We start from the raw sequence: 14,083 nt of genomic DNA on the forward strand, positions 1-14,083 counted from the left end.
CCTATCTAGTGAACAATCGCGAAATAAAGTAAAAAATCAAAACTTCCTTAGTAGTTAAGAGGCTCTAGTGGCGTTAGAACAGTACACACCACCACGTGAACCGTGGACTGATATTATCTATCAAGATGATGATATTCTTGTGGTGAACAAGCCTGCAGGCCTACTTTCGGTGCCGGGGAGACTGCCAGAACACTACGACAGTATGTGGAGTCGGTTGGTTGTGGATTTTCCGGAGATTCAGGTTGTGCATCGGTTGGATGTGTCGACATCAGGCTTGATGCTATTGGCTAAGCATAAGCAGGCTGAGCGGAATTTGAAGAAGCAATTTCAATATCGACTGACACACAAACTTTATTACACACGAGTGTGGGGTTCAATGGAAGACAAGGAAGGTTTGATTGATCTTCCTCTTATTTGCGACTGGCCGAATCGTCCTAGACAGAAAGTGTGTTTCGACGAGGGTAAACCATCTCAGACTCGCTATGTGGTTGAGCAACAAGAGGCTCAAACGACCTTATTGAAGCTACTGCCTATCACCGGCCGCTCTCATCAGTTGCGTATGCATTGTATGGAAATAGGGAATCCAATTGTGGGCGACGAGTTTTACGCAACGCCTGAAGCTTTTGAGTATAGCGATCGGCTAGCTTTACATGCGTGTGAACTGAGCTTCTATCATCCAGCGAACAACCAACTGTTCAAAGCCTTCGTGCCTTGTGATTTTTACCCTCAAGCATCGCCACAAATCGAGCAGCACTTTGAAATTGCGCCAGAGCTTCCAGACTACAGTAAGCCAAAAGCTTAGAATGGTGCCATCAATACCAATGCAAGGACGTACAATGCCGAAGTTGAAAGTGGTCTTTCTCGACAGAGCTACCATCCCATCTCAAATACATTTAAAACCCCTTAGCTTTGAACATCAATGGGTTGAGTATGACTTCACTTCGCCAGAACAAGTGTCTGAACGAATAGAAGGCGCTGATGTGGTTATTACCAACAAGGTCGTGCTTAACGAATCGAATTTGGCTCAAGCACAACAACTTAAGCTAATAGCTGTTTCAGCAACGGGTGTGAACAATGTCGATGTTGGCTACTGCAAGAGTAACAACATAGCGGTGACAAACGTCCAAGGCTACGCGACTCAATCGGTACCTGAACATGTTATCGCGATGCTATTTACGCTAAAGCGAAACCTCGTTGGTTATCATCAAGATATCGAGACAGGCGAGTGGCAAAAGGACAAACAATTCTGTTTCTTTACTCATCCGATTCAAGATGTTGCAGGCAGTACATTGGGCTTAATAGGGAGTGGTAGCTTAGGGCAAGCGACCGCGATATTAGCAAAAGCGATTGGTATGAATGTCATCTTTACTGAGCGTAAAGGGGCAGATTCTTGTCGAGAAGGGTATCTACCTTTTGATACGGTGTTACAGCAAGCGGATGCGATCAGCTTACATTGTCCATTAACTGAAGCGACCCGAAATCTGATTTCAGAGCGAGAGCTAACCATGATGAAATCAAGTGCGGTATTAATTAATGCTGGCCGTGGTGGACTTGTCGATGAGCAGGCCTTAGTTGAAGCTTTGAAAAGTAATGAGATTGCAGGTGCGGGCATGGATGTGTTTACACAAGAACCTGCAGATAATTCGAATCCACTATTGGCTAACAGCCACTTACCTAATTTACTGCTGACACCACATGTGGCGTGGGGCAGCGACAGTTCAATTCAAAAACTGTCTGATATCTTAATCGATAATATTGATGGGTTTGTTGCAGGTAATCCGCAGAACTTAGTGAGTTGATTGAAGAATTGAATGGTGCAAGCACAAAATAAAAAAGGTTGGCTTTTAGGCCAACCTTTTTAGATTTAGATCTTTGTGTCGATTAAGTGATTTAGCCTTGCGGCTTAACTACCAATACATTGATTGGTGAGTTCTGAACCACTTTGCTTGCAACAGAACCCAGTACAACCTTGTCGATTTTTGAACGCTTATGACTAGGCATCACGATAAGATCTGCCCCTAGTTTCTCTGCGCAATCAAGAATCGTTGTGTAGGTCTTGCCTTCGGCAACGTGAACTTTATAGATCACATCATCGTCGATATGCTTATCAGCAAATTCTTTCAGCTGATTTTTAACATCAAGCTTCATTTGGTTTGCTGCATCTTTCGGGAAGTAAGACGCTACCATCGACATGTGGATGCCCGGTAATACGTTCAGAATGTGGATCTCAGCATTACTGTGTTTCGCGTGCCATACCGCTAGATCGACCGCTTTATCAGAAAAGCCTTTGTCGTTCAGATCAACGGGAACAAGGATTTGTCTATACATGTATTCGTCTCTTTTTGAGCAGCGCTGAGTACATACCAAGCGCTGTAATTATCTTTTCCATGTAGTAAAAAAGCCAAATAGAGTAGAGCGCTATTTGGCTCTATCCATTACGCGCTAATCTCATCCTTACGAGCACGCCTTCTTTGGTTCATCGCTAAACCAATCAAAATTAATAGGGCAGGTAAGAAAACCCACTCTTTCATTGGTCGTTCTGCATCTTGGATAACGGATTTAATTTCCCAATCAAAGTCAATGCCAGCAGCTTCAGCAGGGCTACCAAACTCAACCATATCAACAATCATCTTGTCGTCAGCTTGGGTCAGCATTAGGCCCATTGAAGCAATGCGGTCTTCACTTGTTGTCGCAGAATCTTCAAACGGAAGGCGAACTGTTTTCTCAGAATAGTTACCTTCTAAGTTTTCGCCACCGACTCTCAATTCAAGTGATTGTCCCACAGATAGATTTTCTGTGATTTGAGCGATCTCAACTCCAGGTGAAAGAACTTTCTCTGGATAAATCATGTCCCACCAGAAGCCAGGGCGGAAGAAAGAGAAGGTCAGAACGATAAGCAGTATAGTTTCCCACCACTTGTTCTTAGTGAACCACCAACCTTGTGTCGCTGCTGCAAAGATAAGTACCGCAGTAACCGAAGAGAAAATCGTCAGTGCTAAGTGCCACCAAGAATCAATGCCCATCAACAGTAGTTGGGTGTTGAAGATGAACATGAACGGCAATATCGCGGTCCGGATATCGTAGGTAAAACCTTGAATACCGGTACGAATCGGGTCTGATTTAGCAATCGCAGCGGCCGCAAATGCAGCCAAACCTACCGGAGGTGTATCGTCCGCAAGAATACCGAAGTAGAACACGAATAAGTGAACCGCAATCAGTGGAATGATCAAGCCGTGCGCTGCACCTAAGGTAACAATTACTGGTGCCATCAATGTTGATACAACGATGTAGTTCGCCGTTGTTGGCAAGCCCATACCTAAGATCAAGCTGATTACCGCAGTGAATAACAACATTAGAATGATGCTACCGCCTGAGATGAACTCAACAAAATCGGTCATTACAAGGCCGATACCTGTCAGTGTTACCACGCCTACAACCGTACCTGCTGCAGCTGTCGCTACACCGATACCGATCATGTTGCGCGCGCCTGAAACCAAGCTCTCTAATAGATCAACGAAACCGGCTTTAGTTTGCTCTGCAAGATCGTCAGATTTGTTCATCAGAGTCATCAAAGGACGCTGTGTGATCAAAATAAAGATCATGAATACCGTTGCCCAGAAGGCAGAAAGACCTGGAGAGAATCGCTCTACAGTCAGACACCAAACAAGAACCACGATAGGCAGTAGGAAGTGCAGGCCAGATTTAATGGTTGGGCCTGGATCGGGTACTTCTGTTAGCTCGGCATCGATGTCCATGCCACCTTCAGCGGCATATTTTGCTGATACTCGAACCAAGGCTACATAAGAGATCAATAGAGCAACGGTAACAATAGGTGTCGCTGCATCGCCAAAGACATCTTTCGTCCAGCCGACACCGTAGTAAACCGCAGCACTGATGACACATAGCCCAAGAATGGTACCAGTGAAAGACAGTAAGCTTTGTACGATAGTTGGTGTGTGGCGACGAGGTAGGCCAGTCATACCAGCTTTACATGCTTCTAAGTGAACAATGTAAATCAGGGCGATGTAAGAGATAAGAGCAGGCAATAGCGCCGCTTTAATCACTTCTACATACGAGATACCTACATATTCAACCATCAAGAATGCAGCAGCACCCATGATTGGTGGTGTTAATTGACCATTGGTTGAAGCTGCGACTTCTACTGCACCCGCTTTTGTTCCCGGGAAACCAACACGCTTCATTAGCGGGATAGTAAAGGTACCTGTGGTAACTACGTTAGCAATCGAAGAACCTGATACCAGACCAGATAAACCAGATGCTACAACGGCTGCTTTCGCTGGGCCGCCCTTCATGTGGCCAAGCAGAGAGAATGCCACTTTGATGAAGTAAGCACCTGCACCCGCGCGCTCAAGCATTGCACCAAACAGTACAAACAAGAATACAAATGACGTTGATACGCCAAGAGCAACACCGAACACACCTTCTGTTGTTAACCACAGATGCGACATTGCCTTGTTCAGGCTCGCACCTTTGTGGGCGATAACGTCTGGCATGTGTGGACCGCCAAAGGTGTAAAGTAGGAAGACGGCTGCCACAACCATAAGAGGTGGACCTAAAGCGCGTCGTGTTGCCTCAAGCAGTAGAACCATACCGAATACGGCCGCAACAATATCGAATGTTGTTGGTGCACCCGAGCGTTCAGCGAGTTGAGTATAGAAAATATAGATATAAGAAGCTGAAAAGCTACCTACAAGCGCTAGTATCCAGTCGACAGCTGGGATGCGATCCCTAGGCGAATTCTTCATGGCTGGATAAGCGGTAAAGGCTAGGAAAATAGCAAACGTAAGGTGAATTGCTCGAGCTTCAGTGTCGTTTAAAATTGCGAAGTTAAAAATGAATGGCAGCGGAGATGCATACCAAAGTTGGAACAGTGACCAACATAGAGGCACAAACCATAAAATACGGCCTTGGATACCACGAGGGCTACGCGCACCAGTATCTGATTGTGCCACCATTTCTTGCACATCTGGAGACGGTGATGTTGTCTGCGTCATGTACTTTATCCTTATTATTGATGGTCTGCCTTTTGTTACGAACAACTAAACGTGATTTCTTTCCTATCTAGTGTAGTGAATGGATAGAGAAATGCGTTCTTTGTTCGTCTTTGTCTTAGGCTTGATACGAAGGTAAGTCCTCCAAATTGGAGAAACTTAAAGGGTTGTTCTTTTCACTTAAATTATTTTTATAAAACGTGAAAAGCCAATAAGGAGGACTGGCCTCCTTATTGGTTTAGTAGGCTTAAAGTAGAGTTACTTTAGAAGGCCTACTTCTTTGTAGTACTTTGCTGCACCTGGGTGAAGAGGGATAGAGATACCCGCTTTAACCATGTCTTCTTTTTTCAGGTTAGCAAATGCTGGGTGCAGACGTTTGAATGTTGCGAAGTTTTCAAATACTGCTTTAGCAACGTTGTATGCAACTTCATCCGAAACGTCTGAAGTTGTTACCATAGTAGCAGCAACACCGAAGCTATTTACGTCAGCATCTGTACCGCGGTACATACCAGCAGGTACTGTGCTGTATGCGTAATATGGGTTTTCAGCTACGATCTTGTCGATCTGTGGACCTGTTGCAGAAACCAGTTTTGCATCACAAGACGTTGTCGCTTCTTTAATTGATCCGTTCGGGTGACCAACCATGTAGATGAATGCATCAATCTTGTTATCACAAAGTGCTTGTGAACGCTCAGAACCTTTCAGTTCAGAAGCAAGCTTGAAGCTATCGTTAGTCCAGCCCATAGAGTCCATTACAACACCCATCGTTGCACGGTCGCCAGAACCAGGGTTACCAATGTTGACACGCTTACCTGCTAGGTCTGAAACATTGTTAATACCTGCATCGGTGCGAGCGATGATGTTGAACGGTTCTGTATGTAGAGAGAACATCGCACGAAGTTTCTTGTATTCGCCTTGGTCTTTGAACTTACTTGTACCGTTGTAGCCGTGGTATTGCCAGTCCGATTGAACAACACCGAAATCTAGTTCACCAGCACGGATGGTATTAACGTTGTAGATTGAACCGCCAGTAGACTCGACAGAACAACGAATGTTGTGGTCTTTACGGCCTTTGTTCACTAGCTTACAAATCGCACCACCAGTCGGGTAATAAACACCCGTTACTGAACCAGTACCAATTGTGATGAACTCTTGAGCGTTAACTGCGCCAGCGCCCATTACAGCAGCTGCAATAGCCCCAACTTTAATCAGTTTGGTAAATGCCATGAATTTCCCTTCCTTTATTCATTATTAACCCTGAAACAAGTGTAGTCGTTTCTGGAGTTTCCTATTTGGAAACGGCACCTTTTTCAATCCATGTGATGAAAAAGTGGCTGAATAATATCAAAAATTGGCAGAAAATTACTCAAATGTTAAAAGATATAGCGAAAAAATCTAACAAATGACGGTTGGATCTCGTGTTTGATTTGCTATTGAGTTTTTTAAAATCAATGAGTTAGTGATTTTTGGGAGAGGCGGGATAGATATCTTAGGATGTGATTTGGATCACGAACTAAATAGGTGTTTGTGATCCAATAGTAATGGCTGATAGTTATGAAACTGTGAGCAATTATCCTGCGTATTCAAACAGTTCGCATACAGAATCGAACAGTTGCTTAGTGGTAACTGATAAGGTTGGAGTAATGAAGATAGTATCATCTCCAGCAACTACCCCCAGTATGCCTTCTGACTTACCTAATGAATCTAATAAGCGAGCAATAAGCTGCGCGGCACCAGGGCCAGTGTGTATCACAACCAATGCATTGTTGTGGTCAATATCTAACACTAACTCTCTTAAAGAGCTCGAAACCGTCGGAACACCAAGTTCAGCAGGAAGACAGTAAACCATCTCCATTTTTGCATTGCGTGTTCGCACGGCGCCAAACTTAGTTAACATACGCGAAACTTTAGATTGGTTGATACTTTCAAAGCCTTCATGCTTCAGGGCATCGACAATCTCGCCTTGCGAACCAAAACGTTCTTCTTTTAGTAGTGATTTAAAAGCTCGAACTAAGTTGTCTTGTTTTTCTGTATTGCGCATATGTCATTCTTATTCATTAACAAAGATGTTTGCATATTCTCGCATACATATTCAGTTCTCGCCAAAATATCACGGTAATTTGTTAGTCATATCACTGTAAAAATTTAATAGGATAATGTGTTATTTAAGACGAGTTGTTTTGTCATTTCAAATGATTATCGCCATAATGCGAACTTGCTGTGTAGCACGGTTTTATTGACTTGCGCGAAGTCGCAAAGCTAGCGTTAATTGATTGTAATCACTTTGTGATTAATATAGTTTTTTAACTTAAATTTAGCTCAAGAATTACCCTACAAAGAATCTATAAGAGAAAGCTCTCAAGGAGAATAACAATGAAAGTAGCTGTTATTGGTGCCGCTGGTGGCATCGGTCAAGCCCTAGCCCTACTACTAAAGAACCGCCTGCCTGCTGGTTCAGATCTTGCACTTTACGACATCGCTCCGGTAACCCCGGGGGTTGCTGCCGATCTGAGCCATATCCCAACGCCTGTTTCGATCAAAGGTTACGCGGGTGAAGATCCAACTCCAGCACTTGAAGGTGCGGATGTTGTGCTTATTTCTGCGGGTGTTGCTCGTAAACCTGGTATGGATCGTGCGGATCTTTTCAATGTGAACGCTGGCATTGTTAAGTCTCTAGCTGAAAAAATTGCCGTTACTTGTCCTACTGCTTGTGTTGGTATCATTACTAACCCAGTAAATACAACAGTGCCAATCGCTGCTGAAGTACTTAAGAAAGCAGGCGTTTACGACAAGCGTCGTTTATTCGGTATTACTACTCTTGATGTCATTCGTTCTGAAACGTTCGTTGCTGAGCTGAAAGATAAAGATCCAGGCGACATTCGTGTTCCTGTTATCGGTGGTCACTCAGGTGTAACGATCCTTCCTCTGCTTTCTCAAGTTGAAGGTGTTGAGTTTACTGACGAAGAAATCGCAGCGCTAACAACTCGCATCCAAAACGCGGGTACTGAAGTAGTAGAAGCTAAAGCGGGTGGCGGTAGTGCGACTCTATCTATGGGTCAAGCGGCTTGTCGCTTCGGTCTTGCTCTAGTGAAAGCACTTCAAGGCGAAGAGAACGTGATTGAGTGTGCCTACGTTGAAGGTGAAGGCGAGCACGCACCATTCTTCGCACAACCAGTTAAACTTGGCAAAGAAGGCGCTGAAGCGATTCTTAGCTACGGTGAACTGAGCGATTTCGAACGCAATGCACTAGACAGCATGCTAGAAACGCTAAATGGCGATATTGAGATTGGTGTTGAATTCGCTAAATAAGCGATAGATAACTGAACTCTGCTAAAACGACAGTTAACGAAAGCCGATCATTGCGATCGGCTTTTTTGATCCTTGTATTCAACCCACTCGTAATCTTTTTCTAATCTCGAAGAATTAGAGTATCGAATTATGGCTAGAGTCCAAAAGGGAATGAATGTTAACTATCTAGGTCGCTTGGGCAAGATATTGGTTATCGATGAGCAAGAGCAGTTCGCGTTGTTTGAGTCTTACAATAGTCATAAGCAATATGCAGTTCCGTTGGAAGAACTTGAAGAGATCGAAGCGCAACTACCTCTATCGTTAGAATCGAGTCGTTATTGAGACCCAGTGTATTATTTAGCAGGATCAAAAAAAGAGCCAACAGGCTCTTTTTTATTATATAGCTGTCTATTTACTTGCTACGTTTTACTGCAAGGTGAGCTAGCGTAGTTAAAGCTTGCTTATATTCTGAATTAGGAAGAATAGAAAGCTCAGCAATGGCTTTATCAGCTTCTTCGTAGGCTTTATTGGTCGTGTACTCTAACGAGCCAGTCTCTTTCATGACAGACATAATGTCGTCGAGACGTTCCATACCATTAGCTTTTTCAATCGCTTCACGAATCATGCTTGCTTGGTCTGGGGAACCATTGCGCATTGCGTAAAGCAACGGTAACGTCGGTTTGCCTTCTGCTAGGTCATCACCAACATTTTTACCCATCTCTTTACCATCAGCGGTGTAGTCCATCACATCATCAATAAGCTGGAATGCTGTTCCTAGGTACTTACCGTAGTTTTGCATCGCCGTTTCGATCTCAGGTGTAGACTCTGTAAGAATTGCGCCGATTTGGGTTGCGGCTTCAAACAAACGAGCGGTCTTTGAATAGATCACCTGCATGTAGCTTTCTTCTGTGGTGTCTGGGTTGTTACAGTTCATCAATTGTTGAACTTCACCCTCGGCAATCACATTTACTGATTCGCTCATTAGCTCAAGGATCCTTAAAGATCCAAGCGTCGTCATCATCTGGAATGAGCGGGTGTAAATAAAATCACCAACCAAAACGCTAGCTGCATTACCAAAAGCCGCATTCGCTGTAGCTTTGCCACGTCGCATGTCTGATTCGTCGACAACATCGTCATGAAGCAGTGTTGCTGTGTGGATAAACTCAATAAAAGCGGCTGAGGTGATGTGAGCTTCACCTTGGTAACCAAGTGCACGAGCTGATAAAAGAGCAAGCAAAGGGCGTAGGCGTTTGCCACCACCGCTAACGATATAAAAACCAAGCTGGTTGATTAAACTTACGTCAGAATTAAGTTGGGCTTGAATTGTTTCATTCACTTTTGCCATATCATTGGCAGTAAGCGTTTGGATAGCTTTAAAATCCATTGTTCATCCGGCTGAAGTTAGACCCTGTAAGGCTTATACGTTGTATTTAATTGTTGAATAATACACTAAAAAACGTTGATTAATACATCACTTAAAGGCATCATTGCCGCACTTTTCTTTGGCGAACATGTTTTCGCCAATATTTTAAAAATATGGCTTGTCATAGCGGCATGATTCCCGTAGAATCTGCGCCCTATTGATTAGTTTAGCGCACACCCGAGTTGTAGAATTAACAACCATAGGCTGTGCGGAAAAAGCGGAGTAAAATATGTACGCTGTTTTCCAATCTGGTGGCAAACAACACCGAGTAAGCGAAGGTCAAACACTTCGTTTAGAGAAATTAGACGTTGAAACTGGTGCAACTGTAGAATTTGATAAAGTTCTTCTTGTTGCTAACGGCGAAGAAATCGCTGTTGGTGCACCTCTTGTTGAAGGTGGCAAGGTTACTGCAGAAGTAGTACAACACGGTCGTGGCGATAAAGTAAAAATCGTTAAGTTCCGTCGTCGTAAGCACTCGCGTAAGCAAGCTGGTCACCGTCAGTGGTTCACAGAAGTGAAAATCACTGGCATTAACGCTTAAGTATTAGGAGAGTTTAACAATGGCACATAAAAAAGCTGGCGGTTCTACTAATAACGGCCGCGATTCAGAAAGCAAACGTCTTGGTGTTAAGCGTTTTGGTGGTGAATCTGTTCTTGCAGGTAACATCATCGTTCGTCAACGTGGTACTAAGTTCCACGCTGGCACAAACGTTGGCATCGGTAAAGACCATACTCTTTTCGCTCTTACTGAAGGTAAAGTGAAATTTGCAGTAAAAGGTCCTAAAAACCGTAAGTTTGTAAGCATCGAAGCTGAGTAATTTAATCTTTTATTAGATTATTTATACTAGCTTTCAAGCTGAATTCAAAAGCCCTGCCGATTCGGCAGGGTTTTTTATTTATAGCGAGAATAAAAAAGTAGACGCTCTGGCTTTAGTTTGAGAAGCAGTTTGGTTTTTCATAAACAGTTTAGTTTTAAGAAGCCGTTTGTTTTTAAGAAGCAGAAAGCAAAGAACCTCTCCTTATTTGTTCCTTGGTTGCAGATCGATCTAGATCTTAGGTGATCGATCTAAACACGGATCTGCTAGAATTTATATCACTCCTTGATGAGTGGTAACGCAACGTAAGTGCGGAGTTAAAAAATGAAATTCGTTGATGAAGCATCAGTAAAAATAGAAGCCGGTGATGGCGGTAATGGTACAGTAAGCTTTTGGCGCGAAAAATTCGTCGCTAAAGGTGGTCCTGACGGCGGTGATGGCGGTGATGGCGGTGATGTTTACATCCAAGCGGATGAAAACTTAAACACACTGATCGACTACCGTTTCCAACGTTTTTACAATGCAGAGCGTGGCGAAAATGGCCGCGGTGGTAACTGTACTGGTAAACGTGGTAAAGATATGACCATGAAAGTACCTGTAGGTACTCGTGCTGTTGATATCCACACTAATGAAATCGTTGCTGAAGTTGCTGAACATGGCAAAAAAGTCATGGTTGGTAAAGGTGGTTGGCACGGTCTTGGTAACACGCGTTTTAAGTCGTCGGTTAACCGTGCTCCTCGTCAAAAGACAATGGGTACTAAAGGTGAAGTTCGCGAACTGCGTTTAGAGCTTCTTCTATTAGCGGATGTTGGTATGCTTGGCTTGCCAAACGCTGGTAAATCTACTTTTATTCGCTCAGTATCTGCTGCGAAACCAAAAGTGGCTGATTACCCGTTTACCACGCTAATCCCTAGCTTAGGTGTGGTAAGTGTTGTCCCTGAGAAGAGTTTCGTCGTTGCCGATATCCCTGGCTTGATCGAAGGCGCAGCTGATGGCGCTGGTCTTGGTATTCGTTTCTTGAAGCACCTTGAGCGTTGTCGCGTTCTTCTGCATATGATCGATATTTTGCCGATCGATGGTTCTGATCCTATTCAGAATGCACTGACGATCATTGACGAGCTTGAGCAATACAGCGAAAAAGTGGCACAGAAACCTCGTTGGTTAGTGTTCAATAAAGTTGACCTAATGCCTGAAGAAGAAGCTGACGAAAAGATTCAAGAAATCGTCGAAGCTTTAGGTTGGGAAGGCGAGTACTTCAAGATCTCTGCTGTAAACAAGATCGGTACCAAAGATCTTTGCTTTAAACTGGGTGAGTTCATGGAGAACCTACCTCGTGAAGTTGAAGCAATTGAAGAAGAAGAAAAAGTTAACTTTATGTGGGATGACTACCATAAAGATGCGATGGCCGGTAAGAATGTCGTGACTGAAGATGACGACGACTGGGATGATTGGGATGACGAAGAAGATGACGGTCATGTTATCTATGTTCGTGATTAATAATCCTCGTAGTTTCTTATAAGCACTTTGGTCGCTTTTTCTAAGATACGCTGATAGTTTTATTAAACCGCAATGAAAATTGCGGTTTTTTTGTATCTAAATCATGACGTCTTGCTGTTTTTTATGCAAAATTTATCTTTAGATAATTAACGCCTATGGGAAGGAAATCATGGCATCAAAGCAAAGAGCGATCTCAAGGTTAGTCGCTCAATCAGGACAAATGTTATTAGCTCATGGCGCCGAGAGCACATTGGTCGGTGACATTATGCGCCGTATCGGTATTGCTTGTGGGGTGAATGAAGTTGAAGTTGCACTGTCAGCCAATGCGTTGGTTGTGACAACGGTAATGGATGATCATTGCATAACGACGACTCGAAGTTGTGCTGATCGTGGCATTAATATGCAGGTTATCACCGAGATTCAACGCGTGTGTATCATGATGGAGAAAGGGATTCTTGATTATGATTTAGCTTATAAGAAGATCCAAGGGATCAGTCCCGAACGCTACAACCGTTGGTTAGTTGTCGTAATGATAGGGCTATCGTGTGCTTCTTTTAGCCGTCTTGCTGGCGGAGATTGGCATGTCTTTATGATGACGTTTATAGCTTCGGCTTGCGGTATGATCGTGAGACAAGAGATTGGTCATCGCCATTTCAATCCGTTATTAAATTTCGCTATTACCGCTTTTGTCACCACCACCATTTCAGCTCAGGCAGTGCTCTACAATATTGGTGGTCAACCCACTATCGTGATGGCTTCGTCAGTATTGATGCTAGTGCCCGGTTTTCCTTTGATTAACTCCGTAGCAGATATGCTTAAAGGCCACATTAATATGGGTCTCGCACGCTTCACCATGGCCAGTTTATTAACGTTGGCTACAAGCTTAGGTATTGTCGCAGCGATGAGCCTATCTGACGTATGGGGGTGGGTGAACTAATGACTATTTTTGAACTTTTTGTTGGGTTACTCAACGACATGTTTTTTGCTGCGATTCCTGCGGTTGGTTTTGCATTGGTGTTTAACGTCCCGCAACGAGCGTTGATCTATTGTGCTCTCGGAGGATCCATTGGCCACGGTAGCCGTTACTTAATGATGCATTTCGGCATTCCCATTGAATGGGCGACGTTCTTTGCTGCTACATTGGTCGGCATGATAGGGGTGCATTGGTCGCATAAATTGTTAGCACACCCGAAAGTATTTACGGTTGCAGCCTTGATTCCGATGGTCCCTGGCGTGTTTGCCTTTAAGGCGATGATTGCCATGGTTGAGATTAACCGAGCAGGATACAACCCAGAACTATTGGCATTGTTGATGGAGAACTTTTTGAAATCGATGTTCATTATCGCAGGGCTTGCGGTTGGCTTAGCAGTGCCTGGGCTGTTATTCTACCGTCGTAGACCTATCGTCTAGCTTCAACTTCATTTTCAAGTAAGGACAGGACTTTCGATTTATGATCATCAGCATGATAGCGGCAATGGCGAACAACCGTGTAATTGGTAAAGACAATCAGATGCCTTGGCATTTACCTGCAGATTTCGCATGGTTTAAACGTTCAACTATGGGTAAACCTGTCGTGATGGGACGTAAGACTTACGATTCAATTGGACGTCCTTTACCGGGGAGGCTGAACGTTGTAATCAGCCGCGACGAGAGTTTAGAAATCGGAGGCGTCACGACGGTAACTTCGATTGAAAAAGCACTAGAGCTGGTTAGTGATGTTGATGAAGTGATGATCATCGGTGGCGGTTCAATCTATGAAAGCTGCTTACCAAAAGCGAACAAGTTATACCTGACTTATATCGATTTTGATGTGGATGGTGATACTCAATTCCCAGACTGGGGAGAAGGTTGGAAGCAGAGCTTTAATGATACTTATCAGGCGGATGAGAAAAACAAGCACAATATGGAGTTTGTGGTTCTCGAGCGTTAACGGTGGTTATTAAGCGTTAGGCTCTGAAAATGCTTGCGTTACTGTGCCCAGCTAGCGCAAGCTTCTCGTATCTCGTATCTCGTATCTCGTATCTCGTATCTCGTATCTCGTATCTCGT

15 protein-coding genes are annotated in these 14,083 nt (G+C 43.8%); 10 read left to right on the forward strand and 5 right to left on the reverse strand.

What is annotated here, in order from left to right; genetic code table 11:
* The first annotated feature begins 67 nt into the window (after nt 1-67).
* On the forward strand, nt 68-802 hold the full coding sequence (locus AB6D80_RS10580) for a pseudouridine synthase (protein ID WP_372188463.1): 735 nt from the start codon (nt 68-70) through the stop codon (nt 800-802).
* Nucleotides 803-836: 34 nt separating this feature from the next.
* Nucleotides 837-1,799, forward strand: coding sequence for a D-2-hydroxyacid dehydrogenase (locus AB6D80_RS10585; protein WP_372188464.1), 963 nt, complete (start codon nt 837-839; stop codon nt 1,797-1,799).
* Between the two features lie 91 nt (nt 1,800-1,890).
* On the opposite strand, the gene AB6D80_RS10590 is transcribed toward AB6D80_RS10585, so the two are convergent.
* From AB6D80_RS10590 to argR, 4 genes are all read right to left on the reverse strand, one after another.
* Nucleotides 1,891-2,328 carry a universal stress protein gene (locus tag AB6D80_RS10590; protein WP_372188466.1) on the reverse strand — a complete coding sequence of 146 codons (438 nt, stop codon included), beginning with the start codon at nt 2,326-2,328 and terminating at the stop codon, nt 1,891-1,893.
* 107 nt (nt 2,329-2,435) lie between these two features.
* Nucleotides 2,436-5,015: a TRAP transporter permease gene (locus AB6D80_RS10595; RefSeq protein WP_372188468.1), complete on the reverse strand. Its 2,580-nt coding sequence runs from the start codon at nt 5,013-5,015 to the stop codon at nt 2,436-2,438.
* A 255-nt stretch (nt 5,016-5,270) separates the two neighbouring features.
* A complete protein-coding gene (locus AB6D80_RS10600) occupies nt 5,271-6,239 on the reverse strand; it encodes a TAXI family TRAP transporter solute-binding subunit (RefSeq protein WP_009847835.1) in 969 nt (322 codons plus the stop codon).
* Between the two features lie 343 nt (nt 6,240-6,582).
* Nucleotides 6,583-7,053: a transcriptional regulator ArgR gene (gene argR / locus AB6D80_RS10605; RefSeq protein ID WP_004735909.1), complete on the reverse strand. Its 471-nt coding sequence runs from the start codon at nt 7,051-7,053 to the stop codon at nt 6,583-6,585.
* Nucleotides 7,054-7,385: 332 nt separating this feature from the next.
* Here argR and mdh point away from each other — a divergent pair, with 332 nt between their 5' ends.
* Both mdh and AB6D80_RS10615 read left to right on the forward strand, forming a co-directional pair.
* Nucleotides 7,386-8,321: a malate dehydrogenase gene (mdh, locus tag AB6D80_RS10610; RefSeq protein ID WP_009847834.1), complete on the forward strand. Its 936-nt coding sequence runs from the start codon at nt 7,386-7,388 to the stop codon at nt 8,319-8,321.
* Between the two features lie 129 nt (nt 8,322-8,450).
* Nucleotides 8,451-8,642, forward strand: coding sequence for a hypothetical protein (locus AB6D80_RS10615; protein WP_017100846.1), 192 nt, complete (start codon nt 8,451-8,453; stop codon nt 8,640-8,642).
* 70 nt (nt 8,643-8,712) lie between these two features.
* Here the strand turns inward: AB6D80_RS10615 and ispB are convergent, their stop codons facing one another.
* Complete coding sequence (gene ispB / locus AB6D80_RS10620; RefSeq protein WP_269335451.1) at nt 8,713-9,684, reverse strand: octaprenyl diphosphate synthase; 972 nt, start codon at nt 9,682-9,684, stop codon at nt 8,713-8,715.
* A gap of 268 nt (nt 9,685-9,952) precedes the next feature.
* On the opposite strand from ispB, the gene rplU reads away from it, so the two are divergent.
* From rplU to folA, 6 genes are all read left to right on the forward strand, one after another.
* Complete coding sequence (gene rplU, locus AB6D80_RS10625) at nt 9,953-10,264, forward strand: 50S ribosomal protein L21 (protein ID WP_004740823.1); 312 nt, start codon at nt 9,953-9,955, stop codon at nt 10,262-10,264.
* A gap of 19 nt (nt 10,265-10,283) precedes the next feature.
* Nucleotides 10,284-10,541, forward strand: a complete 258-nt coding sequence (rpmA, locus tag AB6D80_RS10630; protein WP_004735905.1) for a 50S ribosomal protein L27 — start codon at nt 10,284-10,286, stop codon at nt 10,539-10,541.
* 321 nt (nt 10,542-10,862) lie between these two features.
* Nucleotides 10,863-12,035, forward strand: a complete 1,173-nt coding sequence (gene cgtA / locus AB6D80_RS10635; RefSeq protein WP_009847831.1) for an Obg family GTPase CgtA — start codon at nt 10,863-10,865, stop codon at nt 12,033-12,035.
* A gap of 169 nt (nt 12,036-12,204) precedes the next feature.
* Nucleotides 12,205-12,972 (forward strand): threonine/serine exporter ThrE family protein, encoded by a 768-nt coding sequence (locus tag AB6D80_RS10640; RefSeq protein ID WP_004735903.1) that lies wholly within the window; start codon nt 12,205-12,207, stop codon nt 12,970-12,972.
* Nucleotides 12,972-13,445, forward strand: a complete 474-nt coding sequence (locus AB6D80_RS10645; RefSeq protein ID WP_009847830.1) for a threonine/serine exporter family protein — start codon at nt 12,972-12,974, stop codon at nt 13,443-13,445. The genes AB6D80_RS10640 and AB6D80_RS10645 overlap by 1 nt, the downstream gene beginning before the upstream one ends.
* Before the next feature lie 40 nt (nt 13,446-13,485).
* On the forward strand, nt 13,486-13,965 hold the full coding sequence (gene folA / locus AB6D80_RS10650) for a type 3 dihydrofolate reductase (RefSeq protein ID WP_009847829.1): 480 nt from the start codon (nt 13,486-13,488) through the stop codon (nt 13,963-13,965).
* The last annotated feature ends 118 nt before the right edge of the window (nt 13,966-14,083 follow it).

The sequence above is a fragment of the Vibrio sp. 10N.247.310.17 genome (genome assembly GCF_041466605.1).
Taxonomy (GTDB): Bacteria; Pseudomonadota; Gammaproteobacteria; order Enterobacterales; family Vibrionaceae; genus Vibrio; species Vibrio tasmaniensis_A.

Bases quoted from the DNA above. Each gene is read 5' to 3' on its own strand.
- AB6D80_RS10585 (WP_372188464.1), top strand. From the start codon at position 837: ATGCCGAAGTTGAAAGTGGTCTTTCTCGACAGAGCTACCATCCCATCT.
- AB6D80_RS10590 (WP_372188466.1), bottom strand. From the start codon at position 2,328: ATGTATAGACAAATCCTTGTTCCCGTTGATCTGAACGACAAAGGCTTT.
- AB6D80_RS10595 (WP_372188468.1), bottom strand. From the start codon at position 5,015: ATGACGCAGACAACATCACCGTCTCCAGATGTGCAAGAAATGGTGGCA.
- AB6D80_RS10600 (WP_009847835.1), bottom strand. From the start codon at position 6,239: ATGGCATTTACCAAACTGATTAAAGTTGGGGCTATTGCAGCTGCTGTA.
- argR (WP_004735909.1), bottom strand. From the start codon at position 7,053: ATGCGCAATACAGAAAAACAAGACAACTTAGTTCGAGCTTTTAAATCA.
- mdh (WP_009847834.1), top strand. From the start codon at position 7,386: ATGAAAGTAGCTGTTATTGGTGCCGCTGGTGGCATCGGTCAAGCCCTA.
- AB6D80_RS10615 (WP_017100846.1), top strand. From the start codon at position 8,451: ATGGCTAGAGTCCAAAAGGGAATGAATGTTAACTATCTAGGTCGCTTG.
- ispB (WP_269335451.1), bottom strand. From the start codon at position 9,684: ATGGATTTTAAAGCTATCCAAACGCTTACTGCCAATGATATGGCAAAA.
- rplU (WP_004740823.1), top strand. From the start codon at position 9,953: ATGTACGCTGTTTTCCAATCTGGTGGCAAACAACACCGAGTAAGCGAA.
- rpmA (WP_004735905.1), top strand. From the start codon at position 10,284: ATGGCACATAAAAAAGCTGGCGGTTCTACTAATAACGGCCGCGATTCA.
- cgtA (WP_009847831.1), top strand. From the start codon at position 10,863: ATGAAATTCGTTGATGAAGCATCAGTAAAAATAGAAGCCGGTGATGGC.
- AB6D80_RS10640 (WP_004735903.1), top strand. From the start codon at position 12,205: ATGGCATCAAAGCAAAGAGCGATCTCAAGGTTAGTCGCTCAATCAGGA.
- AB6D80_RS10645 (WP_009847830.1), top strand. From the start codon at position 12,972: ATGACTATTTTTGAACTTTTTGTTGGGTTACTCAACGACATGTTTTTT.
- folA (WP_009847829.1), top strand. From the start codon at position 13,486: ATGATCATCAGCATGATAGCGGCAATGGCGAACAACCGTGTAATTGGT.